Here is a 26,754-nt window from a genome sequence, read left to right on the forward strand (position 1 = left end):
AATGACAAAAACGAATTCAAAAAGATCGGAGACATTACTTACCGATCTATTTTCAACAAGAAGCGAAACCGTTAGGAATGTGCTTGAGAAAATACCCTCTCAGGGAAATGCGCAAATGGTCATTCCTTTGCTCAAAACATACAAATCGTGGGAAAGCGAAGAAGATATCCAAAACAAAATTGCCCATATCCTGGGCGAGTTAAAAACAGAATCGGCTATTCCCGAGCTTATCGAAGCACTGGAAGATCCGGAATTTGATAACGAACGCGCCTTGATCGTGAGCACATTTTGGCATGCCGGTTTGTATCCACTTAGCGATATAGATGTATTGATAAGACACGCTATTCGGGGTGACTTTTTCGTTACACTCGAAGTGCTTACTGTTATTGAGAATATTGAGGCCCAGATAGATAGTCAATTGCTTCAGGATGCAATATTCGATATAGATGAATTTTTGGATGAGCATCCTGACGTGCCTCATGCCGAATTATTAAACCAACTAAAAGAAGTAATCACCAGATTTTATAATCAATGAGAACAGCAATAGCACAATCTTTCATAGCCATATTATTCATTGCTACTTTGGCAAGTTGCGATAGTAACTCTGCCACACAAGAAGGCAATTCAGATAATTCTACTGACACGAGTTCTACCGCTGCTATGTCTCCAATTAAAATGGAGGTAAAAAAGTACAGTGACCGTGAGGAAGGATGCAAAACAGATGATTGCACCTATATTGAATTGCAGATTCCGGCTATAGATGGTGGAGACGCCGCTGCCATGAAAAATATAAACACCTATATAGATGGTGTTTACAGAGAAGCAGTAAAAGCACGCTTGGCAGAGCCAATGGGCAATACAACAATCGCGGCTATGTGCGCCGCTTTTATAGAAGGCTATAAGTTGTTTCTAATGGAATTTCCCGACAGCGAGCAGAAGTGGTATTTAGAAATTGATGGAAGTAAGAGTATCGTTGGCGCCGATTACTTTACGGTGGTAGTAAATCACGAAGAGTATTTAGGCGGAGCTCATTCGGCAGCTTTTACACAGCTCAATTCTTTTGATCTCTCGAATGGTAACATGATAGATATTACCGAAAAGTATGGCGCCGGCAAACTCCTGACACTAGCCGAAGCTAAATTTCGCGAAATGAATAAACTAGACTCAAAAGCCGATTTAAACGATGCCGGGTTTATGTTTAAAGAGGGGAAATTTGCACTTCCCGAAAATATGGGACTTACAAAAGAAGGCGTTTTAATGGTTTACAACAGCTACGAAGTTGCCTCTTATGCACAGGGCGAAACCCGCTTTACAATTCCGTATAGTGCACTAAATGGCGATTTGTAAGATTTATTTGTCGGTAAATGAAACCGCTAAATTGAAACCTGTTTTTTATTAAAGTTCATTTTGCATTTACAATTGATTTTGGTGTTAAAAGTATTATCTTTGCGCACCTGAAATTCTCACATTTTTAGAGCAGCAAACAAGTCGATACGTTGAACGGTATCAGGGTGCTGTTTTGAGTAAATTTTAGGTTAAACAAATAGATCGTTGCCCGAGCTTACTAAGCGGGTCACAAAGAATAATAAATCCCCCGGGCAGTAGATGCCTCGGGGGATTTGCCTTTTCAGACATGTTTAAAGGGTACTTTTTATGCGGCCATAATTTCAATCATTTCACCAGGCTCGCTTACGCCTTTGGCACCAACTGCCAAAATGCGAATTCTATATATCTTTCCGGGAATAAGCGCGTTTAAAAAACATCCGCTCCGTGTTGAAAACAAGGTTTCCCAATCCGTTTTTTTAGCCGGCTTTTTGGCTGTGAATTGTACCAGATAGTTTCTGCTGTTTTTTACCGGTTTCCAATTCAGTTTCAATTCACCACTTTTTTCAGTTCTTTTTATTTTTAAGCCTTCCGGCGATTCTAGTTCCGAAGGGGTATTATTTCTTTTTCTCAATTCAAAACCTGCTGAAACAATCAGTTCATCACACCCATTTGATTCGTGATTAACGTATGCCGCCGCTTTTCGAATTATCGAATCTAATTGCTTTTCGCATAAATTACGTGCTCCAATTGCACGCTTATCGCCAAATGCTGCCATTTCTATTGCCTGTATTAGCGAGTTTCTCGATTTAATTAAATCACGAATCAATGCTTTGTGTTTTTTAAATTCAGTAACAGATTTCAATCCAGATTCGATTCTTTTTGCCATCTCAACCTTCTCTTCACAGTTTAAGTCTCTCAGTCCAATTTTAATCTTACTCATAAATTTTTGCGTTATCACAAATACGTCTGACCCTGTTACGCAAGTAAGGCTTGAAAGGTTTCAAAAGATATTTTAAATTTCTTCGATGCAAAATAGTAAGGGTCATTGGTGATTTCTAAAATACCTAATGCTCAAAAAGGAAATTCCAGAGAATAAAATCAAAATGCAGCAGCAGAAGTTCAATAAATCAGAGGGTTATATATTTGAACCTTAATAAACGTCTTTTTTGCATTAGTGAAATCTGCAACGGTCTAAAGTACCTGATCGGAGTAGGTAGGAGTGGGTCAATTTGAAATGGAATTAAATATTATTAGGAAAGACGGTTGAAATACCAGTACTTAGATACACTAAAATGAAAGGAATGCAATTTTTGCAATACCCGTTAAATTGGAGTATTTAATAAAACAGAAACTGCTTTTTTTCGTTTTAAAAATTGAAACCAGATTCTTCAACTAAATTTCTATACTATGGATAAAACAATTCAACCAGTAAATTTTAATGCAAGCCAGGATTTGCTCATACATGTGGGCGAAATATTTGACAAGCTTGATAAGTTTAACGATAAAATTGTGAGTGCTGACATTTATTTGAAATCACTCCGTGAAACTCCTACAAAAGAGAAGAAAATAGAAGTCAGATTATTTATACCCGGTAAGGATATATTTATTGAGCAGCAAGCCGATTCATTTATTTCGGCGGCTCAGCAAGCATTTGATCGACTTAAAGTAATTATTATTAAAGACAAAGAAAAGCAGAAATCGTATTGATTCTGCATTAATAAGGTTCAGAAGCCACCGTCATTTTTTGATTGGTGGCTTTTTCTTTACTGAATCTTACGGCGAATTAGACTCGGTATCATCTTCTATAACAATTATCTGCTTCTCAGATTGGATGTTCATTTCTAAATTTTTGCTTCCCCTGGTTACTTTCCCATAGGCACAAACACGTTTTGATTTCAAATCAACTTCGGGTGGGTAGCTAAAGTTTTCTGCTTCTCGAGACCAGATAGTAAGTGTAAAAACTGCGTTTGGAAACTGCTTATCGAGATTGATAAATACATTGCCTTTTTTTGACTTATGAGTTCCCGACACGGTACCACAAACTTCTACATTTTTGTTTTTACCAACATAATCGTAAGCCTGTATAGTGTTGATCTGATGCTTGCGTAAAACGGTTGGATTAAGCGCTGCATAATCTCCTTCCAGTTCACCAACCCAGCCGGTGGTTTTCACGCCAGACTCCAGCGAGTCAATTTCCACAGGGTTGAAATTCGGAAAGAAGTCGAGCCCTGTTAGCTCCTCAATCTCATCTATAGATTTCGAGTAAAATTCCAGCGGCTTACTGCAAGCCTCATTGGGCATCAAAAAGCCGATAGCCTTTAAATTAGCCGTATCCAAAACTACTTTATAGAAGTATTTAGGAATAACCACTTTATTGATTCCCTTTTCGATACGTGGCAAATCTTCTGTGAGAACAGGTCCGGTAACAACAAATAAGTTTACATCGTTTTGTATGGCGTATTGCCTGATACCGGCTTCGAGATTTGCCCAAGCTTCGCGATTAAACTCTGCCACTTGCGGACTCATATTTGAATAGTAATAAGACTCTGAAAGTGCTATGGGGCTCCATCTAAAATCGGCAGACGGGGCGAGGTGACCGCGGTCGTATCCAAAGCCATCGTAAACCGTTTTCTTATTCTCGTCCAGAGATGTCACAAAGTAATCTGCTTCAACAGCAGTTCCTGTAATTACAAGCGGGTCTTGTCTAAAGTCGTTGGTGCGTGAGGTATTTCCATAAGCCACCTCGCGTGAAATGACATGAGCAACCCAACTCGCCATTTCGTACTTTTCGTGATAAGACAAAGCCATGGCGCTGTGCTGAACAATTTGGCCGGTAGTTCCGGGCCATCCCATTTTTTGGAGCCCGGCTGCAATTTCCAGAAGCTTTAAGGAATCAACCTGTGAATTAAGTGCTACAACCGAATCCTGAAAGTTGGAAATATCCTGTTCCAGGTTGTAAATTTTTTCGCTCGTGGATTGGCTATACACCTGTAAACCAATAGAAAATACCATAAGAATGACCCATTTTTTCATGTGCTAAATATAGAATCAAGGTGGTGTCTAATTTCAGTAGTCGACATAAGTTAAGAACAATTTAATTTTACTTTTTCACTAACTATCAACAAATGAAACCCCTTTAGTCCTTTTTTGGTTTCAGATTTCTTTTCGCTTTTTTCAGACTTTGATCCAAAAGGTATTCTATTTGACCATTTGTGCTGCGAAATTCATCAGCCGCCCACTTCTCCAACGCGTTAAAAGTGTCGGGATCAATACGAATAACAAATGACTTCTTTTTCGACATTTTTATTGGTGAAGCGTTCCTGCGTTTACAACGGGTGACACATCTTTATCGCCACATAGCACTACCATCAAATTACTTACCATGGCGGCTTTTTTATCGTCGTCAAGATCTACTACATTTTTCTCACTTAGCTGTTGCAAAGCAAGTTCTACCATTCCAACAGCCCCTTCTACAATTTTAAATCTTGCTGCAACAATCGCCTCTGCCTGTTGCCTGCGAAGCATGGCACTCGCAATTTCAGGAGCGTAAGCCAAATACCCAATTCGTGCTTCGTGCACATGTATTCCGGCTATCTCCAGGCGCTCATCAAGTTCTTTTTCCAGAGCAACATTTATCTCCTGAAGTCCTGATCGTAAGGTGAACTCTGCTTGATCGTCATCAAAATTATCGTATGCGTACGACCCGGCCAACTTGCGCACGGCCGCATCGGTTTGAACCCGAACAAAGTTTTCATAATTATCTACATCAAAAGCGGCTCTATACGTATCATCAACACGCCATACGAGTATAACGCTTATCATTATCGGATTCCCTTTCTTGTCGTTTACCTTCAAGCGTTCACTATCAAAATTTCGCGCGCGAAGCGAGATTCGTTCCTTTTTGTAAAATGGATTTGTCCAGAAGAAACCATTCGCTTTTACAGTTCCCTTATAAGCACCAAAGAGAATCAATACTTTGGAACCATTGGGATTTACAATCATAAAGCCGGGAAGCAAGAGCAATATAATTGGCACTACGAGAAGTCCCGTGGAGTTGCGTAAATACGAGCTGGCAATAATGGCTAATGCGATAAGTACGAGGGCCACAATCAGCATAAGGTAACCTGATTTGGGTGTTGAGATTTTTTCGTTTGTCATTTTATGTGATATTAGATTGATATCATAAAGATATTGCTAATTTTATTTAATCAAAGCATTTATTGAGATATTTTTGAATAGGTTTTCTGGTTTCTCAAGTCATTTTATGCATGTTCGTCTTCTAAATCAGAGAAATGGAAAAAGAGACATGTTGCCAACATGATAGAGTTGGCAATAATCGATGGAGTTCTACATCCCCACGAAGCTATGTTTATTCAGAGTTTAGCTCTTCGAATGGGAATTAACACGATCGTTTTTCAACGAATTGTAGAAAGGCCGGAGAATACGCCATTGCGAATTCCCACCAGCGAAAAGGAACGGTTTCAGCAAGTATGCGAACTTATAATACTGGCCCCAATAGATCAAAATAGAGACGATAAAGAATTGGAATTCATAAAACAACACGCCATAAAAATGGGTATTCCGAATTATAAAGTAAACAAGCTCTTCGACTATCTTAAGACCAATACCATTCCCAAATATCTCAGTTCGCTTAATGCGCTTTTTGATCTGAATTAAAAATGAATAGACCCGAACTTTCGGGTCTATTCATTTTATAAAGAACAATTATTCTAGTGAAACCGCCGGTTCGAGACCCGCGTCTTCTGAGCTTTCGTACCAGTTGATGTTTCTTGTGAAATGAATAATCAGCGAGATAAGACTTAATAAACCAAGACTTCCGATGAGCAGCGAATAGGCTTCTGCATTGAGAATGACATAGATAAAGCCATATATAAATGCAAACATGAGCGTAAAAAGGATGGTGATCTTAAACGAATGCGAAATGAAGTAAAAGTAATAGCCAACGATACCAACAATGGACATGGCGCTAAGTAAAAACGCCCATTGGAATGCCATTTGCTCTGATAAGGCGATAAGTAGAACATAGAAAATAAGAATTGCGAAACCCACGATGGTGTATTGTATAGGATGAATTTTGAGCTTCTTTAATATTTCGAAAAAGAAGAAAAAGGTAAATGTGAGTGCGATTATCATAAATCCATATTTCACAGCGCGCGTTGTTTTTTGATACACATCTACCGGATCAATGAGGTTAACACCAAATTTCCATTCATCCAATGCCGGAAAATAATTATTCCATACTTGGCCATAACTTCTGTTATAATCTAATATCTGCCATTTTGCAGTAAAACCGTCTTTGTCAATGTTGCTTTCTTCGGGTAAGAATGCGCCACCAAAACCCGGATCTACCCACGACGAATTTAGTGCTACTCTGGTCGTTTTTCCCAATGGAATAAAATCTATTTTGGAGCTGCCTTTTAGACTTAAAACGCTTGTGAATTGTACGGTCTTCTCCGGGATTTCGTCAATATTTAATTTGCTTTGAATGCCATTCTTATTTGGCATTGCAGCGGGCAACCCCGGTTCAGTTTCAAGCGCTTTATTGTCCCACGATATTCTTCCAATATCGCTTATGCCTCTTGGGTCTGATATGCCATAACTGATTGTGCTCTTACTCCATTGCAATTGATCTGCGCTAATGCCGAGATCTTTTATTTTGTCAAAATCAAAACTACCGGAAATTGAAATATTTGAATTGTAAAGAAATGCTTTGTAAATACTTCTCTTTTTAATGTTTGGCAACACTTCCCCATCTATATTTAACTCTTCAGGAAGTATGAATATGTGCTTTGTGCTGCGCTTCTCATAAGTGGTGCCCTCATTTTCTATTTCAATATAAGGCACAGTGACAATTGGTCCGGAAAGGGTTTGTTTTTCTCCCCACTTGCTGCTTATTTCATTCGTAACATCTGTTTGTAAATTTTGCCTCTCAGAGATTAACGACTCGATTTTATAGGCGGGAATTAATAAAATTAGTGTGATGATTAAAACTGCGAGAACTTTAAATGTCGGTGAATTCTTTACTTGGTTCTGAATGGAATCTTTCATGATAGATAGGTTTAGTTTTTTTTCCTATCGGCAATTCCTGTATTATTATTAGAGCGGTTTCGCCAACGGTTCTAAAAAGCGGTTAAGAGATGCAAATATTCCAACAAAAACAGTATTTTAGCGGTGTAAATAGTTTCTTACAGAAGGGCTTCTGGTATCAAATAATCTTGGTAAACTATTAAATTTGAACGCTGAAAAATTATAAAATGAAAGCCGAAATTTATAAGGAATTGCTAGCAGACCCTCGCGTTACAAAGTGCAAGGACGAACTGGACTATCAATGTAAAACGCGCGATAATCAGGTTAGCATTGGCCTATATTTCAATTGCCACGGATTATGCGATTTGGAGAATAAATCAAACATTACGCGGATAATTCTTACAATTTATCCCGGCATTAGTAGAGAGCTGAGAGATTGCAACGATTTTGACAAAGAACACTTTTTTATGGTTTATTCTCACAATCCATCAAAAGCATATACCTATAGGTTATCAATCGATTCTGATTTGGAATCAGCGACCATAAAAGTGTGTCACTTGCCAGAAGAAGGTGTGGATTTAATTTGTAACGAAGAAATCGATGGCCTCACTAAGTCGGTTTTAGCATCTCACAAAACATTTCGCGTCAATTAATGCTTATGCTACTGATATCTTGTCAGTAATTTGTCATTAAAAAAATAGTAAATTATCGCTCTTATGAAAGAAATGCGCGTTAAATCGTTGCCGCTTAAGGATGTTATTAAAGACTTGGCTGAAGAAATGAATACTTCTTACACCGAAGATTGTGACGTGTATATTCTCAATATTCCAAAGGACTTCGGAAAAGGTCAGATTTTTGGAATAAATTTTCCCTCCGGGCTTGGGCTCATCTGCTACGACTGCACATTTACAATTGATTTGGAGATTGCGTTTTCGATAAATAGTGTTCATCCGGCGAAATTTCTCTATATCGTTGATGGTAAACTCGAACACTCATTTGAGCATGAAAACGACAAGCATTATCTTTCACAATACCAAAACGCAATAGTGGCAAGCAGCAGCTACAATGGACATGCCTTAAATTTTAAGAAAGATGTTCACACTAAATTGTACAGCCTTGAGATTGATCGAAAGCGATTTTCTGAAAAATTAAATTGCTCAATTGAAAAAATGTCAAATCCATTAAGAGATTTACTCCTTGATTCTGATGCGAGTGAAACCTTTTATCATGAGGGCGGATATAGCCTTGAGCTTTTTGACATGTTGCGCAAAATGGCTTTAACCTCATTTAGTGGGTTATCCCGACAATTGTTTTTGCTAAGCACCACGGCAGGTATTTTACATCAACAGCTCGTTCAATTCGAATTGGATATGAATAAGTCTAATACGCAATCGTTGAAAAAGGAACAGGTAGTACTCGTGCAGAAAGCGATAAGGCTTATAGAAGAAAATATGCGTGAACCTGTTAACATAGATTATCTGGCTAAAACTATCGGAACTAATTCTGCCCGGCTTCAGCATTGTTTTAAACTCTTATATGGCAATACTGTAAATGGCTATATTAAAAACGCGAGAATAGTCAAGGCAGCCGAACTTCTGACATATTCTGAACTTTCTGTTACAGAAGTAATATCAGAAGTGGGCTTAATAAACAGAGGGTATTTCTCTAAAATTTTTAAATCGCATTACGGCTTTACACCAAAGTCATTTAGGTCGCGATACGCCACAAAATAAATTGGAAGTATTTAATTCACTCAATCTTGTTTACGTGATGTTTTTATGATCGGGTATTTGTGAATACTAAATCCAGATTGTAATAATCTTGCGAATAAACCAGTGCCAATTGACTTCTTCGCGCCCCAGTTCGGGTAAAGCTTTCTACAATTCTACAAAAAAAGGCATCTGATATTCAGTAGTATACGGCAAGGTTTGCTTTTTGCTAAGTTTTATATTAATCTAACACTTAGTATTATGAATATTCACAATCATTTACTGTCAGGTAGTTCCATAAACGGCACTATCGTACAAAATAGAAACGGCGATAGTATAGGAAATATCAAAGACGTAATGATTGATACCAGGTTCGGAGAAATATCGTACGCCGTACTCGAGGTCGATTCAGGTTTCTTAAATTTGGGAAGCAAGTACTTCGCCGTTCCACTTCAGGCATTTGAGTTTGATTTTGAGCATAAACGTGTTTTGATGGATATCACGCGCGAGCGATTGGAAAATGCGCCGGGTTTTGACAAAGAAGACTGGCCAAGTGGTCCACAATCAGACTTTATCGGCTCGGTGTATGATTTTTATGAAGTACCACTCACTGACAGATACTCGGCCGAAATGCCCTCTAATCGCAATAGCCTTTCTGGGAATGCCGCTACGCGACAGACGAGTGGAGGCTTTAAAAGCGAAGGCTCTGATCAGCAAGAGGAAACATCTTACGATCACAGTATTAAAGGAAGTTACAACAAATCAATACATTAATTTTTCTTTTGGTCAATCGATAAAATTATTGTTTTGTAAAAGAACCTGCTATAAACGTATAGCAGGTTTTTCTTTTTTGAATTTTTTTAATTCAATTACTACAAGATAATTAAAGCGAATTTGAGAATTGATACTAAAAAAATACCACCGGTGGGGTGGTATTTCATTTCTAGATTTTTTACTCTAACCTATGCGAAAGCTTTTAGCTCACTTTCAGGTAATATGGTGTGACTGCTTTCCGACATTTTGATTAGGTAAGCCGGGTTCTCAGATGTCGCTTTGTGCGTAATCGTTTTTCCGTCAATTTCAAGTTCAGTGTTTTGAATAAATCTCGCCTGCACTTCACCTGATTTTTCGCTTTGGTTTTCGTGAAACTTTACGAGTTGTCCTTTTTTAAATTTGATATTATCCATGATATTGATTTTAGTTTGTATCGAGTCTGTGATTATATGTGTTTTGTTTATTGAATTGAGTAAACATTTAATATTGCCCGTAATTTGTCTATGTCAAATGGCTTTTTAATATAAAGCTTATTGAGTTGACTGGCAAACAGTTCAATGTCGGGATCGGCAGACATAAAAATAACTGGGATATAAGAAGTAGATTCATTCGCATAAAGCATTCTTGTGGCATCTACACCGTTAATATCAGGCATTGAGATATCCATCAGAATCATATCGGGATCAAATTTCTGCACCTTGTCCATAAAATCGACCATTTGGGTAATTTCATCTACATCGTAACCGTTTTTGGTCAACATTCGAGAAATTAGTTTTACCATATCCACGTCATCATCGCATATTAAAATCCGTGTATTCATAGCATTCACCTTATAGTTTATACTTATTGCTAGGCATCTTCTTTACTTTTTTCACTTATACTTTATGCAAGAACTATTCCCACCTACCTATTATTTATTCAATTTTGAATCAAAATGGGTAATTATCTAGCTAAATTTTGCTTTTACAAATGAAATTGCAGTAAGTGCTGCACTATAATTTTTTATAGTGTAAACCGGGAATCATTTAAATTCCTATTTCTTTCCAGAGTTTAAGATTAGTTTTGTTAGGTGAAATTTTTAATTATTGCAAATGAAATAGTGCTAGGCGATACCCTGAAGGCTTCTTTGGAGTAAAAACTTTGGGTTGCTGAAATATGTCATTTTTATAATGGTAAAATGAAATATAGTTATCCCAATTTATGATATATGTAAATGCTGATGTATATATATGAAAAAAACAATTTCAATTCTATTTGCCATCATATCGTGGTTTGCAGTTATTGCTCAATATTATCTAATTCTTGAAAACAGTGTTCAGTCCTTTGCCGAAACCACGGTGAGATTCTTTAGTTATTTTACCATTCTAACCAATATACTTGTGGCTCTTTATTATACGATGAGCGCATTACCTAATAGTACCGACAGGAAGAAATGGATCAATAAACCCGGCGTCTTAACGGCCCTGACTGTTTATATTGTGGTTGTTGGTTTGGTTTATCAAGTTGTATTGCGCCAAATTTGGAACCCAACAGGTCTACAGATGGCTGTAGATGAGCTACTGCACACGGTTATACCGCTTTTCGCAGTGCTTTATTGGTTGGCGAACGAAAATAAAGCCAAAATTAAGTGGCATCAAGTTCCGGCCTGGTTGATTTATCCGGCTTTCTATTTGGTTTTTATACTTGGTCGAGGTCATATTTCGGGCTTTTTTCCTTATCCATTTATCGATGTATCTGTTCTCGGCTATCAATCTGTAATGCTAAATGCAGCTGTTCTTTTAGGTGTGTTTGTAGTCCTTTCTCTCGTTTTTATTCTTGTAGGGAGAAAAATTGCCCGAAAAAGCAGGGTTAGAAAATGATACCATTAAAATAAAGATTAGACGCTATTGATGTTAATATAAAATTAAAGATTGATTAAAAACGATCGCTTTTGTACTGATAATAAGGTGTCTAGCATTTTCAAGGTTCTTCTCGGACTATAGAGCTAACTCTTTCGCTGAATCAGTCGCTGAAACAAAACTTGGTTGAATGAGTAAATTTGACTAATTATTGGTAAGAAAGAAGTTGATGGAAGTAGAAAATGAAAAGGAGTTTGGTGCTGTCAGAAAGACTAAAATAAAATCGCTATTTTTAAGTAATTCAAGTGTTGAAGAAATTCTTGAATCAATCAAAGTTAAAAAGTTTAAGGGCAGGTTAAAAGGAGAATTGAATCAATATATTCAAAATTGGGAATACTACCCGCAAAGCAATGCAGTTAACTTTTTGTGTAAACGTATCCCAATAGGAAATATTGGTTTTTTTACGGATAGAATTCAAGACATTGTACAAGAATACAATTTAGACTGTAGTGACTGTAATTACAGTAAACATCGACATTACTTTCTACTGAGTAGTGGAACCGATGAAATAAAATTCTTTGTAAAGAGTTACGGAGTTGATTCTATCATCATTTATAATTGGGTCGACGAGCCAAATTCTGAATTCTAACTCTGCTGTGAAAGCAAATTTTGATTCCCATTATCTCATCCGATTGGCATTGAAAGATGCTGTATCGTATACTTTAGTGCTGGCCTAGATCTTATTTGTAATAATCTTCAGCAACTTCCGGAAAGGAAATGTTTTTAAGTCTGGACTCACCTAGTTTTTTTCCTAATCCCGTTTCGGTATTCCATTCCCAAAAAGTCCAACGCTGTGCAATTGGGATTCCCTCAACCAAATCGTAGTCAGAATATTCCACTGAATGGGATAAAGCATTTTTCGACTCATAAATCTCGCTTGGCAAGCCGTAACCCGCATAACGCAGAAGTCCGGTAGATCTGTCGGCATAGACCACATACCATTCAAATAAATCATCATGACCCGGACGCGGAACAAGCCTGATGCGGCGCACTCTGAACGACTCGTCTCCAAGTAGGCTGGAACCCTCAAAGTTTTCAACCCGCACATATTCATTTCTCAATCGCTTGGGCAATGAAAAAAAGTGAGCCCAGGCAAAATGTTTAAAACGCTCAAAATTGTGCATAATTGAATCTTCCTGTAGCGAAGTAGTACTTTCTTCATAAACCAGATAAGTGCCATCATCATTTTCAATTTTTACATCTTTTTGAGTCGTTGACATGGTAATAATGGCGTGAACTTTTTCCATTTCTCCAAAATCGGTTGTCACTTCAAACCGGACATTCTCATGTTTTCTATATTCTGCCGCATTGTGTGCTTTTTCTAAACTTAAAACAAACAAACCTACCATGGGTTGCGGTTTTGAGAAAGCATCAATTTTTATTTGGTCAGCATTTGCAGAATCTTTGTCTTGCTCATTACATGCCGACAAAAATGCCATAATCGCCAAATATGCCAGAAAGAACAGCGGGAATTGAGACTTCTTCATTTCTATAAATTTAGATGTCCTAAATATACGGAAATCCCTTTCAATTTGAATTGCAGCCCAAAGATTTTAAAGATCAAATTATTTTAAACGGGAAGAATGATTTCTACGGTCGCTCACTCATAGCACCAGCAATTCTTTAAGCGATTGAATCTAAATAAGCCCGCGTATCTAAATTAAGTTTTTTCGGTGTGATTTCCGCAGCGGCTTTATCAAATTTCTCTCCGATTATCCGCTCGTAAAGCTCTATATATCGCTCGCTTATGGTTTTTACCCATTCAGTGCTCATTGCGGGAACCGTCTGACCTTCTTTGCCCTGAAAATTATTTTCAATGAGCCATTCACGCACAAATTCTTTCGACAATTGCTTCTGGGCTTCACCATTTTTCTGTCGCTCGGCATATCCATCGGCGTAAAAATAACGCGACGAATCGGGTGTATGAATTTCATCCATCAAAATAACTTTGCCATTAAGCATTCCAAACTCATATTTGGTATCAACCAAAATCAGCCCTTTCGCTGCAGCCATCTCTGTACCTCGCGCAAACAAGGCTCTGGTATAGCGTTCCATAGTTTCGTAGGCATCTTTTGGTACCATGTTTTGATCCAGAATATCTTCTCGCGATATGTCTTCGTCATGGCCTTCGTCGGCTTTGGTGGCCGGAGTAATTATTGGTTGCAAAAACTTATCGTGTTCGCGCATCCCTTCAGGCATTTCTACACCACAAATCATGCGCTCGCCACTGCGGTAGGTTCTCCAGGCGTGTCCCGTAAGATATCCGCGAATTACCATTTCTACTCTAAATGGTTCGCATCGCATTCCCACAGCTACATTTGGTGCCGGGGTAGCCATTAACCAATTTGGGCAAATATCTTCAGTAGCTTTTAAAAACCTTGCCGCAATTTGATTTAATATTGCTCCTTTATAGGGTATGCCTTTCGGCAAAATCACATCAAAGGCAGAGATGCGATCGCTGGCTACCATCACCAGCAAGTCGTTGCCAATTGAGTAAACGTCGCGCACCTTTCCGTGGTAAACGCCCGTTTGATTTTTAAATTGAAATGAAGTATTGGTAAGGGTATCTGTGCTCATTATTTCTCTTTTTCCTCATTGACGTCAAATGCGCGAATTATTTTCTTTACCAGGGGATGTCTAAGCACATCGTTTTCATTTAAATACACCACTCCAATTTCGGGAATATCTTTTAAATAGCGCAAGGTATGCACCAGGCCACTTGACTGTCTTTTGGGAAGATCTATTTGAGATAAATCGCCGGTAATCATAAAACGCGCGGACTGGCCCATACGCGTCAAAAACATTTTTAACTGCGAAGTGGTAGCGTTTTGCGCCTCATCGAGTATTACAAAAGCCTTATCGAGTGTGCGCCCGCGCATGTACGCCAAAGGGGCAATTTGGATTATCCCCGCCTCAAGAAAATCTCGCAGTCGCTCAGGAGGAATCATGTCACGCAAGGCATCGTAGAGGGGCTGCAAATACGGATCGAGTTTATCCTTTAAATCTCCCGGAAGGAAACCCAGATTTTCACCTGCCTCTACCGCCGGTCGGGTTAGAATAATCTTGCGAATTTCTTTTTGTTTTAAGGCTCTTACGGCCAATGCTACCGCGGTGTAAGTCTTTCCGGTTCCGGCAGGCCCAATGGCAAAAACCATGTCGTTTTTGGCACTTAGCTCTACCATTTTGCGTTGGTTTGCCGTTCGCGCCTTTACCTGAAGACCGCTATTGCCGTGTACCAATACGTCATCGCCGCCATTGTCAGCTAGTATATCGTGCGAATCTTCATTCAATAAGCGTTCAATGTTACTCTCTGTTAGGCGGTTGTATTTTTGAAAATGCTTCAAAAAAAGCTCCAGCTTTGACTCAAATCTGTCCAGCTCTTCTTCATCGCCTATGGCTTTTATTACATCGCCTCGTGCTATAAGTTTCAACTTTGGAAAATGCTTTCCAATAAATTGAAATTTCTTGTTGTTCACACCCAAAAGCTCTCTTGGGTCTATAGATTCAATTTGAATGGTTCTCTCGTTCAATAAATTAGATTTTAGCTAGTTCTGTTATCTATAAATGCCCACTTAAGCGGTCGTTAAATTTACTTACTTTTGCCGTCGAAAATAAGCATTATTTCCACGCGGCATCCTTCTTTTTAAAGGTTTAAAATTAACATGAATATAGTAACACTTACATCCGATCTGGGCACAAAAGATTATTATCTAGCCAGTGTAAAAGCCGCCGCGCTTACGCAGATCGCAGATGTACAGTGGGTGGATATCTCGCATCACATACCACCTTTTGATATGGCAAAGGCCGCTTTTGTGTTGAAAAATGTTTGGAAAGATTTTCCGGTAGGTAGTTTTCACATCGTGGGAGTTGATACCGATTGGCGAAAAGCTGCTCCTTATGTCGTTGTTCAAAAAGATGGACATTTTTTTATCGGCGCAGACAATGGGTTTTTCTCACTGCTTTTTAACGAAGAGCCTGCCGATGCCGTTTATGTGCTGAACTTGAGAGGCGACGAAGATCTGAATTTCCCAACCAAATCTATTTTTGTACCAATCATAGCCCGGCTTTGCAACGGAACTGAAGTTTCTGAAATTGGAACGCTCACTGAAAGCTACAAGGTGAGGCCGGGAATTATGCCCGTTTTTGAGCACAATAATATTCGCGGAACGGTAATATATGTAGATGGATATGGAAATGTGATTACCAACATTACCAAACAACTATTTGCAGAAAAAGTAGGTGACAAACCATTTCACATTGTTTTGCGCCGAGGCGATACCGAGCTTAATGCCATTTCCAGAGCTTACAACGAAGTACCTGAAGGCGAAAAACTGGCTCTTTTTACTTTGGGTGGTTATCTCGAAATTGCCATAAACAGAGGAGTTGAAGGCAGTGGAGGAGGTGCATCGGATCTTTTAGGAATCAAGGAAAACGATATTATTAGAATTGAAATTGAAGACTGATTTAAACTTTTTAGTTCGAAAATAGTTTATCTTTAGTTATGGTTTCAAAAGCTGAATTTCAGAAATGTAGATTGACGGCTCGCAAAAAGCTCTTGCAAGATGCAGGCACGCATCTGGCCAGTCGTTATTATCGCTCATACGCGGTTCATCTTTATGCTGTTAGCAATTTTTATGTAGAACTGTGGGTGCGCATGGATTTTGATGAAATATGCTGGATAGAAATCGCCGATAGTGAAAACGTAGCCGATAATTACACCGGAAAATTAAGTTTCAAAGAGCTGGGACTTTAGATAGAGTTTGTCAATAGAGTCAAGTGGCTGGATCATAAAGTTCAATAGCAAGGCGCATGCAGAATTGAAAATCAAGGAGTTGACATTTGTCAATAACTGTTTCAATTCAAGTGCAACGCCGATAGTGGACTTTATGGACAGACACTAGATAGGAGACCTGTTAACCTATAGCATGAGGCATTATAGGCAATAGGCAATGAGCAATAGGCAATGAGCAATAGGCAATGGGCAATAGGCAATAGGCAATGAGCAATAGGCAACATCTCGACTTCGCTCAGTGACTGCCCAATACGCAATACGCCATACGCCATACGCAATACGCAATACTAAGAATCGTAGATGCTGACCACACCGTCAGTGCTAATCAACAAAAACCAACCACCAAAAACCAAAAATTATTTGCCATTTTAAAAGAAAGTGTATTTTTGACACTAATAAACTTTAAGCACATGTTAAAACGTCTATCCTTTTTTTTCTTATCGGTTTTTCTTACCGTTCAACTTACGGCGCAGATCGTTTCAATAGATCCGCCTTTTGCCACCCAATTAGATGACATTACTATAACTTACAATGCCGCTCTTGGCAATGCAGGCGTGATAGGGGTGCAACCTGTGTATGCTCACACAGGCGTAATTTTGGAAGGTGAGTCTGGCTGGCAAAATGTGCAGGGCAATTGGGGCACCGCCGATGCCAATGTAGTTATGACCCCGCTGGGAAACAACCTGCACGAAATATCATTTAATATTACCGATTTTTATAATCTCCAACCCGGCGATGTGGTTGAGCAGCTCGCCTTTGTATTTAGAAATGCAAACGGTTCGCTGGAAGGGAAAACGGCCGATGGCAACGATATTTTTGTTGCTATTTATTCAAATGTATTTGCGGGAAGCATTACCGAACCTTTTCAACCAGTCATATTTTTCGACCCACCTGCCAATGTGAATTTTACGGCACAAACCAATGAGCCCGCAACCATAACCCTCTATTTAGACGATGCCTCGCTTAGCTCTCAAACTGCGGTTTCAGAGCTCTCCTATTCAGTTAATCTTTCGGGCGAACCGGCAGGACAATACTGGCTATGGATGGAGGCCGATAATGGCGCCACAACCATTACAGATTCTACCTACATTATTATTCAGGGCGCGCCGGTTGTGGCTGCAGCTCCAGCAGGTGTAATAGATGGTATAAATTATATTGACGACGAAACGGTAATTCTCCAAATTTACGCGCCCTTTAAGGATTTTATTTATGTGCTTGGCGATTTTAACAACTGGCAGTTTCATCCCGAATATTTCACGAAAGTGACACCCGAAGGGGATAGGTTTTGGTTGGAAATTAGCGATTTAAATCCCGGTCAGGAATACCGTTTTCAATACGCTATAGATGAGCAAGATATGCGCGTGGCTGATATCTACGCCGATAAAATTCTCGATCCCTGGAATGATCCATATATTCCGGAATCGGTTTATCCTGATCTAATAGAATATCCTTCAGGGCTTACCACCGAAATTGTTTCTGTGTTTCAAACTGCACAACCTTCTTACAACTGGCAGGTAGAAAATTTTGACCGTCCAGATGAAAATAAACTCATAATCTATGAATTATTGATTCGCGATTGGGACGAGAATCACTCATATCAATCTGTTACAGATCGTCTAGACTATCTGGAAACGCTTGGAGTAAACGCTATTGAATTAATGCCTTTCACCGAGTTTGAAGGAAATGAAAGCTGGGGCTATAATCCCATGTTTTACTTTGCTGCTGATAAATACTACGGACCAAAAGATGCCTTAAAAGCGTTGGTTGATGAATGCCACTTGCGTGGAATAGCAGTGATTCAGGATGTTGTTTTCAATCACTCTTTTGGCCAAAATCCACAGCTGCGCATGTACTCTCAAAGTGGAGGCCCTGCTGGTCCGCCATCGGCCAACAGCCCTTTTTTCAACGTAACTGCAAAACACCCTTTTAATGTAGGTTACGACTATGATCACAGCCAGCCAATAGTGCAGGAATTTGTACGACGCAACTTGCAATATTGGGTGGAAGAATATAAAATTGACGGATTTCGGTTTGATTTAAGCAAAGGGTTTACTCAAAATCAAACCAATAATGTAAGTGCTTGGAATCAATATGATCAGTCGCGCGTTGACAATTGGTTTCGCATTCGCGATGAAATTTATAGCTACGACCCGGATGTGTATATGATTCTGGAGCATTTGGGTAATAACAACGAAGAAACTGTTCTTGCAAATGGTGGAATGATGCTGTGGGGAAATATAAACCATGAGTACAATGAGGCTTCTATGGGCTACCCCAGCAATTTAAATTGGGCCGATTATCAAAACCGGAACTGGAATGATCCCAAATTGGTAAGTTATGCTGAAAGCCACGATGAAGAGCGCCTGATGTACAAAAATCTGGAATTCGGTAACAGTGCAACCAATTATGATATTACTGAATTGGAAACCGCTCTTGCGAGGCAAGAAGCCATTGCGGCATTTCTCATTCCGCTGGCCGGGCCAAAAATGATTTGGCAATTTGGCGAGCTGGGCTATGATTACAGCATTAATTATTGTCCAAACGGCACAATAGATCCAGATTGCCGCGTTGCCAATAAACCTATACGCTGGGATTATTACGACGAGCCTGCCCGCCAGCGCTTATATAAAGTAAACGCAGCACTCAACAAGCTAAAAACTGAAAACGAGGCGTTTACATCAACCAATTACACATGGGATGTGGGCGCTGCCGGAAAGCGACTTATCATTGAGCATCAATCTATGGATGTGGTTATTATTGCCAATTTTGATGTTACCCCCATTACCTTGGTACCCGGCTTTACGCACACCGGCACCTGGTACGATTATATGCTGGGCACGACTATTATTGAAGATAATCTGAACAATGGTTTTTTACTTCAGCCGGGAGAGTATCGCATTTATACAGATGTGGAACTCGAAACTCCTGACTTGACTGTTGGTTTGGCTTCCGCCAATAAAAAAGAAGAAGCGCAGATAAGCGTTTATCCCAATCCGTTTCAGCATTTTACCAATATCTCTTATCAACTCGAACAAACAGATAGGGTAGAGGTGCGCGTTATGGATATAAGTGGAAAGCTGGTAAAAACCTTATTTGCAGGACAGCAGGCGCAGGGAAACCATACGCTAAACTGGGATGGAACTGATAATGCAGGAGGTAAGGCTGCTTCGGGAATTTATGCAATTCAAATAACTACCGGGCAAACTGTTGGAACATCAAAAGTGGTATGTATCAGGTAATGATACCGTTCGCTACTTATTGTTTTACAAATTTCATTGCAATCTGCCCTCCAACACCTTGAATTTGAATAAAATAGAATCCCTGTGAAAGTTCAGAAACATCAATTTGAGTTTTGGATTGGGTGATAGCTTCAAGCCTTAACCGCTTTCCGGAATAATCAAATATTGTAAGATAGGAGTTATCATATTGACTGAAATTTTCAATCTCTAAAGTCAGCTTTTCTCTGGTCGGGTTGGGGTAAATCGAAATCCCATCGGTAGCCGATATATCCTCAATAGCAGTGGGATTCACACTTTTCCAGGTTTCTTTTAGTCGTACATTTTCATGACTAATCCCTGTAGTGTAATAGATGTTCGTGCCATCATTAAAGCATATTCCTCCTTTTCTTCCAAATGAGGGTAGCGCATCAAGTTGTTCCCAGATCAATAAATTGAGATTGAAGCGCCACATATCGTTGTAATAATCGCCCATAACATCAACACCACCTATTACAATCAAATTATTTGGCAATGAACTCAATGTTGAATGGCTTCTGCCGAAATTTGGAAATTCGCCGAGTTCTGTCCAGGAATCCGAAATAGGATCATATTCATATAATTCATTGTAAAATAGGTTATTCTCATCTTTGCCAAAAATTAAATACCCCTTACCATTGTTAGCTGAAGCTGAAGCCCGAAACATCGACCCAAAAGGTAAATCATTTTTTTGTTGCCAGGTATCGTTAGTAATTTCATAAGCCCAGACTTCATTTATGGCATCGCTTAAATTGGTTTTGCCGCCAATGATATAGGCCACGTTATCAATTACAAAACAGGCTGATCCGCTTCTTCCTATTGCTGGCAGACTTGATTTTTCAACCCAATTGTTTAATTCCGGATCGTATTGCCAAAGGTCACTTAAGTAAACTCCCCCCTTAACGCCTCCAAAAACAAAACCATGCGTAGATGACGAAAACCCTGATGCATATTGTCTTTCATTTCCATCGGGCAAAGAGGCGATCGGTTCCCACGTATCTGCATTCATGCTAAATGCATAAAAATCTTTGGTTTCAGACCAGCCTACTTGTAAACCCGTTCCGCAATAGGCTGTGTTGTCAATTACAAAAGAAGCACCGTCATCTCTTTCTGTTGATGGGAAATCTGAAACCTGAATCCATGATTGAGAATGGCTGCCTAGAACACAAATAATTGCTATGTATGAGAGTATAATCTTACGATTGCAGAGTTGCTTTATTAGAATTGACATGAACAAACTTAATTAATTTAGGTGAGTAGCAGTTGGCTTTGTAAGGTAAACCTGAATTACGCAATCTTATTGTTGGCCGCTACCACTTCCATTTTTAATCAGCTTAGACCGTTTACTAAGCAACGCCGCTCTTTTTGACCTCTTCTCTTCAGTATCTAATTTCAGATCAATTTCTTTTATCTCATTTTTAAGATCTATAAACGCTTTGCTTTTCGAGTATTCAGCCAGCCACTCTGAAAATTCAGGAAATGATTCTTTCTTGTAGCCAAAATACTTAATGAGCACCTCAATTGGCCAATTGTTACTTGAGCGAATATGTTCAATTGATTTCGGATCTAAAAAGTAGTCAATCAAATACTCGTTTAAAAAGTGCGCCTGAATTATTTGAGTTTTTGCTCTCTCAACTCTTTTTGTTTTATAGAGTGTCAGTGAATATTGAAACCAGAATAGCGGCGATCCAACATCATCTGAAAAATGCTTATCGAACCAATTAAAATATCTTAAAGCACCCGTATAATCTTCCAGTTTTATATAGAGTTCGGGTTGTACATACCTGAGGCCACCACCATCATGATAGTATCCGCCCCAGTGTTTTTTATCTGCGGCCAGTGCTTTTTTAATCTTTGCGATTTTAGCTCTGACTCTTTTTTCTTGATTTTCGGTCATTGTACCGGGTTTTGACAGCGTCGTTAGATCGGGTGAATAAATACCGATTAACCGTCGAATTAAGATTTCTGCATTTTAAGGGAGAATCTTAGATTAATGAATTCAGCTGGTCTTACCGGAGCAAGTCCTATTTCCACTATCAAGTTTCCTTCCTGTGTGTCATAAGCAGTCATGGTTTGTCCCAGGCCAACATTTACAAAATATGCATGTTCGGGTTTGGCACCGCCAAGAGCCCCGGCTCGCCAAAGGGTATTGAGGTAGTTTTCTATCATTGCCTTTATTTTTATCCAGGTATTCGCATCATTCGGTTCAAAAACAAAGCGCTCTGAAGCTTTTTTGACAGATTTTTCTACCATGTTAAAGAAACGGCGCACTGAGATGTATCTCCACTCATTGTCATTTCCAGCCAGCGTGCGGGCACCCCAAATCATAACTCCTTGCCCTACAAAGCTTCGAATGGCATTGATCGATTTTCCGGTGGAGCTAATATTGAGATCGGCTTGTTCCATGTCATTAATTTTTAGCGTAGGAGCCATTACCTTGTTAAGTGAAACATTGGCTGGAGCCTTCCACACGCCTCTGGAATTGTCAACTCGGGTGTAAGCACCTGCAACGGCAGCGCTGGGTGGCAATTCAAGCTTGATGCCATCTATGATTTTCTTTATTTCGAGATACAAATCCTTATACTTTCCATCATCTTTATGATACAGAGATGACTCATTTTTATTCGGATCCTCCAAAATAGACTCTTCTCTATGCCTTAATACATGTTTCTCATCGTTTAACATCACCTTTATTTTATCATCAGCAGAGGTATAAGTGAGGGTTGTAAGCAATGAAGGAAAGTAAGCTGCGCCATATTTTAAATCATTCATGCCAATGGCAAACCGGAACTCAATCGCAGATTCTGAAATCGTATTTGTTTGTTTTTTAGACTCTTCAACATCGCAGATAAGGAAGCGGTCTTTCCTTTTTGCACATTGGGCAAGTGCTGCCTTGTACAATTCTGCAGGCTCTTCACTGTTTTTGCGGCTGGCTGCATCAGGAAAGACGATCAAAGTTGGTAAATCTTCTTCATCGAGCAGACTGAGACCTTCGATCATTGCTTGGTTTTTTACGGTGTCCTTTCCATCGTCATAATTTCCCACGGATATGATGAAGCAATCGCCACCCCCATTGGCAAAAAACATTTCGAGCATATAAAACATTCTATAGGTCGGAGTGGTCCATATTTTCGGGGCAGTAATTATTCTGTTTTTGTTTATTTCAAATTTCCCAATTTCCTTTTGAAAAGGTCCTCCGAAACCATTTCTATATTCTGTGATAGACCTCATCCTGGTTGGCACATTAGTCCCTTTTTCTGTATATCCTATAAATGCGGGAATGGCTGTCTCCACTTGAGCAACCGAAGGGGGGAGGCTGGAAATCTCATTGATGTAAACTCCGGGTGTTTTGTATTTGGCCATACCGATGGGTTATTGGTTAATTGTCAGTAAATACTTATCATTTTCACTTTTACTCACTTGATAATAAGGCGTAGAAGTACCTTTTATATCTACGTTTCAAGTTTCTAAATTAATAAACCATCCCCGGTTTCCGCCATTTTTATTTCAGAATATATCCAATTGAAGAAAGTTGGGATTTGCTGTTAATTACTCGTCACTGTTTGAAAAAGGGTTAAATATGGAGCGTTGCCTTTCACCACAGTGTGAGGAGGTTTAGACTTGGGTACAAAACGATGGAGCAATAAAATCAATTTGACCACAAAGTTGAAACCACATAGTAAATCATGAGAAAATAACACTACTTTTGCGCCCGCAAATAAATTTTGACATGAAGCGCATAAACGAATACAAAAAACTCTTTGGAGTAGAAAAGGAAATCGATTTGAAGACCTTAAAAAAGAGTTACCGCGATTTAGTAAAAGAGTGGCATCCCGACAAATTTCAAAACGGAGATGACTTACAAGTTGAGGCAGAAATTCAAAGCCGAAGAATTATAGATGGGTATCATTTTTTGGTAAGTATAGCTCCGGAAACTACTGCCGCTAATTTAGCCACCTACACAGAAACCATTACTAACTCGGGGATTGCAGATTACACGCACAAGGGTTTATTGCTCAAAATTACTTTTGTTGATGGATCCACTTACGAATATTTTGGTGTGACCAGACATGTCTATATTAAAATGGTAAATAGCAATACGGTAAACCGCTTTGCCAAACGCACTATTTATCCCAACTATCTTTACAGAAAATCGAAAGAAAGTTTGGTAGAGGCTTAATTTATCGCTTGGGTTGTCGGTTTCGCTGTGTGGCTGGCATTCCATGTTTTATTATTTTTTTCTGTTCAATTAACTTCAACGCGTGATTTGCGATACAGTAAAGCTTCTAGCCCAATTCTGATTACCGCCATTGAAGTTACGATAATTGTTGTGTTGGCATCGCCTGCAAGCCCCAATGCAAATATGGCTGTCAGGCCAACGGCTGAAACGATCAGCGCTTGATAAATCATATTTTGTTCCAATGACTTGTACGATAATGGCAACTTTGACAGCTGCTTTGCATCAAGCAAGTAACTGGCAATTATACCCAGAGTTACGATAAGGATAGGTAAGGAAAAATGCTCGAAAATCGACGTGAGCGTATGGGATGAAACCTGAACCCCATCTAAATTCGTCGCAAAATATACGGCAATTGTTCCTTGAAAAATCAAGATCGGAAGAAAACCGATGATAATTTTCAAGGTTCTGTCATGCATCTTTTTGGATCCATAGCGAAATGCAAAAAAAGAATAGATCGCAACCACCAGCAATCCGTCTAAAAGCAAGCTAAATAAAATCATAAAGGCCGAAGGCTCCTGATTTACCAAAAAGTAAATCAAGTAAATGTAGGTGATTGAAAGGGTAAGGCTCTTTTTCAAAATTGAGTGGGGGCTGCTAAAGTCTAGTATAGGTTACAACCAGTGAATTTACGACTGTGTTGGATATTATTTTGTGCATAGTTTTGTGGTGGCTTCTTTTCAGATAATCAAAGTTCCGCTATCGGAAGAAATTATTATAATATTCGGATAATCAGATTCCAAGTAATCTTGAAGTTGCTTTTAAAAGTTCTATAGCCGGTGAATCTGCAAAACATTCTTTGCAACCCGAATACATTATTAAGCAATTAATAAAATCAGTTAGCATGTGAAAGAGCAATCCAATTCCAATTACGTTAAAAGGCTTGCGAAAAAAAAGTAAAAGAACATAAATCAACATAGCGTAATACGTATGTAAAAAGTGGAAATTGATGCTACATCTATCTGCTTGGAAAATGGGGTTGGCAAACAAATGGTCTAAATCAACCAGCATTGTAGCAATCAGAATTAAATATACTTTTTTCCAATCTTTTCTGAAGAATAAGAATGCTATAAAGAATGGGAATACAAGGTGCAAAAAGTAATGTATAAATGTCTGCATCAATTCGTCAATCTTATGTTTTTTTCAGCTTGTGTACCGCGAAAAATGTAAATTTTAAAAGCATCACAAAGGATGCTATGCAATATGCAGAATGTTGGCATAAGTGTTCTATTTTTAAATCAAATACGATCTTAATTGTCAAAATTCTTACCACAAGGATAACAATTTAAACGCTCCACGCAAGAGTTTACGGGGTAAACTGTGCAAAGTGCGAGGCAGGAGGACTATGCGCCAACCGCAAGCTTTTAGCCAATAAGTGACCAAAAGTCGAGCGGACATTCGAAAAACTTAGGGTTAAGTGCTTTAGAAAGGTGCTTGAGTAAGAAGTCCAGCACCAAATATCGGCAAATCTGCCAAAATATATCACACAAATAAACGATAAACGCAGCGCTTTCCCCAACTTGTCCCGCCTGGGCGGGATAAAGAGAAACCGGATCCGTCAACAAATTATTTTTCGCGCGTGTTTATTTTTTATGGCACTCAAGAGAGAAGTTCATCCCTGGCCTAGCTGTGCCGTCCTTTTCAGTATCGGCGGGATGAATACTTAGTTATTGGCAGTAGTATTCATTTCATCAATTTTAAAATTCCAACAATTATAATCATTCCTATTAGAATTTGAAATATGAAAATCAGATAGGTTAATGTTATTAGTATTATTCTTTTTAAAATGGTTTTATTATCAAAAAACTGGCTGTAAGCCCAAATATTAAATAACATTCCTAATACAATAGGTATTAATATTAGCGAGCTATCTCTTGTGTTTATAAAACTAAACACTAAATAAATGAGCATTTGCTGTCCTGTTACATAAAGGTTTAATACTAAATGTTCAAAGTAATTATACCTTGATTTGAAAAAAACTAAATAGGATGCTAAAGAAAAAAACGGGATAAGAGCTAATACCATATAGGTTGTATTCTTGGACAACCAATTGAAATTTGTGTTATTAGTTCCTTTAGATGATTCTAGACCAGCAATAAAATCATCCATGAAAGTATCGTTTCCTATCAAATAATTTAATAAGACATAAATTGTAGATGTGAAAAATATAAAAGCAATAGGTTGGAAATGATTTTTCCTTTTTCCGTTTAAAAATTCTCGTATACTATAACCTGGTCTCGTAAATAATTCTTTTACTGTAAAAAGAAAACCACGATTTATTTGGAAAATACTATTCGGAATTTCATTAATCAGATATTTGAGATCAACCCTTTTTACATTTGAGTTCTGTCCGCAATTACTACAAAAATTACCATCAAAATTCTGTTCACAGTTTTCACAAATCATTGTAGTTATATTTTCTTTCGTCTGAGCTGTTAATATTACTGCCAACGGCATGTATTAGCGTAGTGCGGGTTTTCGAAGCACTTACTTTCAATAAACCGTAAAGTTTGTTGCTTGAAAGATATTCATTTTTAGACGTGAAGCCCGCATTACGTTTATGAAATGTTACCCTTTGCTATTATTTCACGAGTTGATAATTAATTACTAAAACAGAAGCTGAGATTTGAAGAATTCGCTCCAATTCACGTATCATATCTACGGTCAATCTTTTTTTTCGGTTAAGGATTTCTGATACTCGGCTTTTCCCTCCGAT

At 38.7% G+C, this 26,754-nt stretch carries 29 protein-coding genes; 13 read left to right on the top strand and 16 right to left on the bottom strand.

Annotated elements, in window-relative coordinates:
• Position 1 precedes the first annotated feature (1 nt).
• Together G3O08_RS15895 and G3O08_RS15900 are read left to right on the top strand one after the other, a co-directional pair.
• Entirely contained in the window at positions 2-535 is a 534-nt protein-coding gene (locus G3O08_RS15895; protein WP_163286375.1) for a HEAT repeat domain-containing protein, read from the top strand.
• Positions 532-1,347: an RsiV family protein gene (locus G3O08_RS15900; RefSeq protein WP_163286376.1), complete on the top strand. Its 816-nt coding sequence runs from the start codon at positions 532-534 to the stop codon at positions 1,345-1,347. The genes G3O08_RS15895 and G3O08_RS15900 overlap by 4 nt, the downstream gene beginning before the upstream one ends.
• A 304-nt stretch (positions 1,348-1,651) precedes the next feature.
• On the opposite strand, the gene G3O08_RS15905 is transcribed toward G3O08_RS15900, so the two are convergent.
• Positions 1,652-2,266 (bottom strand): fibronectin type III domain-containing protein, encoded by a 615-nt coding sequence (locus G3O08_RS15905; RefSeq protein WP_163286377.1) that lies wholly within the window; start codon positions 2,264-2,266, stop codon positions 1,652-1,654.
• A 467-nt stretch (positions 2,267-2,733) separates the two neighbouring features.
• Here G3O08_RS15905 and G3O08_RS15910 point away from each other — a divergent pair, with 467 nt between their 5' ends.
• Positions 2,734-3,033: an HPF/RaiA family ribosome-associated protein gene (locus G3O08_RS15910; RefSeq protein ID WP_163286378.1), complete on the top strand. Its 300-nt coding sequence runs from the start codon at positions 2,734-2,736 to the stop codon at positions 3,031-3,033.
• 66 nt (positions 3,034-3,099) lie between these two features.
• On the opposite strand, the gene G3O08_RS15915 is transcribed toward G3O08_RS15910, so the two are convergent.
• The 3 genes from G3O08_RS15915 to G3O08_RS15925 all read right to left on the bottom strand — a co-directional run bounded on the left by G3O08_RS15915 (position 3,100) and on the right by G3O08_RS15925 (position 5,484).
• A complete protein-coding gene (locus G3O08_RS15915) occupies positions 3,100-4,359 on the bottom strand; it encodes a DNA/RNA non-specific endonuclease (protein ID WP_163286379.1) in 1,260 nt (419 codons plus the stop codon).
• A gap of 103 nt (positions 4,360-4,462) precedes the next feature.
• On the bottom strand, positions 4,463-4,627 hold the full coding sequence (locus G3O08_RS15920; RefSeq protein ID WP_163286380.1) for an Arc family DNA binding domain-containing protein: 165 nt from the start codon (positions 4,625-4,627) through the stop codon (positions 4,463-4,465).
• Between the two features lie 2 nt (positions 4,628-4,629).
• Positions 4,630-5,484 carry an SPFH domain-containing protein gene (locus G3O08_RS15925; RefSeq protein WP_163286381.1) on the bottom strand — a complete coding sequence of 285 codons (855 nt, stop codon included), beginning with the start codon at positions 5,482-5,484 and terminating at the stop codon, positions 4,630-4,632.
• A 159-nt stretch (positions 5,485-5,643) separates the two neighbouring features.
• Between G3O08_RS15925 and G3O08_RS15930 the strand changes: the two genes are divergently transcribed.
• Positions 5,644-6,003, top strand: a complete 360-nt coding sequence (locus G3O08_RS15930) for a hypothetical protein (RefSeq protein WP_163286382.1) — start codon at positions 5,644-5,646, stop codon at positions 6,001-6,003.
• Positions 6,004-6,051: 48 nt separating this feature from the next.
• Here G3O08_RS15930 and creD read toward each other — a convergent pair whose 3' ends face one another.
• Positions 6,052-7,395, bottom strand: a complete 1,344-nt coding sequence (gene creD, locus G3O08_RS15935) for a cell envelope integrity protein CreD (protein ID WP_163286383.1) — start codon at positions 7,393-7,395, stop codon at positions 6,052-6,054.
• 206 nt (positions 7,396-7,601) lie between these two features.
• Between creD and G3O08_RS15940 the strand changes: the two genes are divergently transcribed.
• The 3 genes from G3O08_RS15940 (at position 7,602) to G3O08_RS15950 (ending at position 9,857) form a co-directional block, all read left to right on the top strand.
• A complete protein-coding gene (locus G3O08_RS15940; protein ID WP_163286384.1) occupies positions 7,602-8,027 on the top strand; it encodes a hypothetical protein in 426 nt (141 codons plus the stop codon).
• A gap of 63 nt (positions 8,028-8,090) precedes the next feature.
• Positions 8,091-9,107, top strand: a complete 1,017-nt coding sequence (locus G3O08_RS15945; RefSeq protein WP_163286385.1) for a helix-turn-helix domain-containing protein — start codon at positions 8,091-8,093, stop codon at positions 9,105-9,107.
• A gap of 237 nt (positions 9,108-9,344) precedes the next feature.
• On the top strand, positions 9,345-9,857 hold the full coding sequence (locus tag G3O08_RS15950) for a PRC-barrel domain-containing protein (RefSeq protein ID WP_204336905.1): 513 nt from the start codon (positions 9,345-9,347) through the stop codon (positions 9,855-9,857).
• Between the two features lie 188 nt (positions 9,858-10,045).
• Here the strand turns inward: G3O08_RS15950 and G3O08_RS15955 are convergent, their stop codons facing one another.
• Both G3O08_RS15955 and G3O08_RS15960 read right to left on the bottom strand, forming a co-directional pair.
• Positions 10,046-10,270, bottom strand: a complete 225-nt coding sequence (locus G3O08_RS15955; RefSeq protein ID WP_163286386.1) for an HVA1 family protein — start codon at positions 10,268-10,270, stop codon at positions 10,046-10,048.
• Positions 10,271-10,317: 47 nt separating this feature from the next.
• The gene (locus G3O08_RS15960; RefSeq protein WP_163286387.1) at positions 10,318-10,677 is read right to left on the bottom strand and encodes a response regulator; all 360 of its coding nucleotides are present in this window, start codon (positions 10,675-10,677) and stop codon (positions 10,318-10,320) included.
• 409 nt (positions 10,678-11,086) lie between these two features.
• Between G3O08_RS15960 and G3O08_RS15965 the strand changes: the two genes are divergently transcribed.
• Complete coding sequence (locus tag G3O08_RS15965) at positions 11,087-11,716, top strand: Pr6Pr family membrane protein (protein WP_163286388.1); 630 nt, start codon at positions 11,087-11,089, stop codon at positions 11,714-11,716.
• Between the two features lie 190 nt (positions 11,717-11,906).
• Entirely contained in the window at positions 11,907-12,344 is a 438-nt protein-coding gene (locus tag G3O08_RS15970; protein WP_204336906.1) for a hypothetical protein, read from the top strand.
• A gap of 91 nt (positions 12,345-12,435) precedes the next feature.
• Here the strand turns inward: G3O08_RS15970 and G3O08_RS15975 are convergent, their stop codons facing one another.
• The 3 genes from G3O08_RS15975 to G3O08_RS15985 form a co-directional block, all read right to left on the bottom strand.
• Positions 12,436-13,242, bottom strand: a complete 807-nt coding sequence (locus G3O08_RS15975; RefSeq protein ID WP_163286390.1) for a LolA-like protein — start codon at positions 13,240-13,242, stop codon at positions 12,436-12,438.
• Positions 13,243-13,378: 136 nt separating this feature from the next.
• Positions 13,379-14,332 carry a phosphoribosylaminoimidazolesuccinocarboxamide synthase gene (locus G3O08_RS15980; protein WP_163286391.1) on the bottom strand — a complete coding sequence of 318 codons (954 nt, stop codon included), beginning with the start codon at positions 14,330-14,332 and terminating at the stop codon, positions 13,379-13,381.
• Entirely contained in the window at positions 14,332-15,285 is a 954-nt protein-coding gene (locus G3O08_RS15985) for a PhoH family protein (RefSeq protein WP_163286392.1), read from the bottom strand. Before G3O08_RS15985 ends, G3O08_RS15980 begins: the two co-directional genes overlap by 1 nt.
• A gap of 132 nt (positions 15,286-15,417) precedes the next feature.
• Between G3O08_RS15985 and G3O08_RS15990 the strand changes: the two genes are divergently transcribed.
• From G3O08_RS15990 to G3O08_RS16000, 3 genes are all read left to right on the top strand, one after another.
• Positions 15,418-16,218, top strand: coding sequence for an SAM hydrolase/SAM-dependent halogenase family protein (locus tag G3O08_RS15990; protein WP_163286393.1), 801 nt, complete (start codon positions 15,418-15,420; stop codon positions 16,216-16,218).
• A 38-nt stretch (positions 16,219-16,256) separates the two neighbouring features.
• Positions 16,257-16,508, top strand: a complete 252-nt coding sequence (locus tag G3O08_RS15995; protein WP_163286394.1) for a hypothetical protein — start codon at positions 16,257-16,259, stop codon at positions 16,506-16,508.
• 449 nt (positions 16,509-16,957) lie between these two features.
• Positions 16,958-19,786 carry an alpha-amylase family glycosyl hydrolase gene (locus G3O08_RS16000; protein WP_163286395.1) on the top strand — a complete coding sequence of 943 codons (2,829 nt, stop codon included), beginning with the start codon at positions 16,958-16,960 and terminating at the stop codon, positions 19,784-19,786.
• A 16-nt stretch (positions 19,787-19,802) separates the two neighbouring features.
• On the opposite strand, the gene G3O08_RS16005 is transcribed toward G3O08_RS16000, so the two are convergent.
• The 3 genes from G3O08_RS16005 to G3O08_RS16015 form a co-directional block, all read right to left on the bottom strand.
• Positions 19,803-21,032 (bottom strand): Kelch repeat-containing protein, encoded by a 1,230-nt coding sequence (locus G3O08_RS16005; RefSeq protein WP_163286396.1) that lies wholly within the window; start codon positions 21,030-21,032, stop codon positions 19,803-19,805.
• A gap of 66 nt (positions 21,033-21,098) precedes the next feature.
• Positions 21,099-21,698 (bottom strand): hypothetical protein, encoded by a 600-nt coding sequence (locus tag G3O08_RS16010; protein WP_163286398.1) that lies wholly within the window; start codon positions 21,696-21,698, stop codon positions 21,099-21,101.
• A 59-nt stretch (positions 21,699-21,757) separates the two neighbouring features.
• Positions 21,758-23,164 carry a phage tail sheath family protein gene (locus tag G3O08_RS16015; protein ID WP_163286400.1) on the bottom strand — a complete coding sequence of 469 codons (1,407 nt, stop codon included), beginning with the start codon at positions 23,162-23,164 and terminating at the stop codon, positions 21,758-21,760.
• A gap of 367 nt (positions 23,165-23,531) precedes the next feature.
• Here G3O08_RS16015 and G3O08_RS16020 point away from each other — a divergent pair, with 367 nt between their 5' ends.
• Entirely contained in the window at positions 23,532-23,981 is a 450-nt protein-coding gene (locus G3O08_RS16020) for a KTSC domain-containing protein (protein WP_163286401.1), read from the top strand.
• A gap of 65 nt (positions 23,982-24,046) precedes the next feature.
• On the opposite strand, the gene G3O08_RS16025 is transcribed toward G3O08_RS16020, so the two are convergent.
• From G3O08_RS16025 to G3O08_RS16030, 3 genes are all read right to left on the bottom strand, one after another.
• Positions 24,047-24,580, bottom strand: coding sequence for a hypothetical protein (locus tag G3O08_RS16025; RefSeq protein ID WP_204336907.1), 534 nt, complete (start codon positions 24,578-24,580; stop codon positions 24,047-24,049).
• Between the two features lie 190 nt (positions 24,581-24,770).
• The gene (locus tag G3O08_RS21275; protein ID WP_239541285.1) at positions 24,771-25,157 is read right to left on the bottom strand and encodes a DUF6122 family protein; all 387 of its coding nucleotides are present in this window, start codon (positions 25,155-25,157) and stop codon (positions 24,771-24,773) included.
• 564 nt (positions 25,158-25,721) lie between these two features.
• Entirely contained in the window at positions 25,722-26,489 is a 768-nt protein-coding gene (locus tag G3O08_RS16030) for a DUF3667 domain-containing protein (RefSeq protein ID WP_163286405.1), read from the bottom strand.
• Between the last annotated feature and the right edge of the window lie 265 nt (positions 26,490-26,754).

The organism is Cryomorpha ignava (genome assembly GCF_010686655.1).
Lineage (GTDB): Bacteria > Bacteroidota > Bacteroidia > Flavobacteriales_D > Cryomorphaceae > Cryomorpha > Cryomorpha ignava.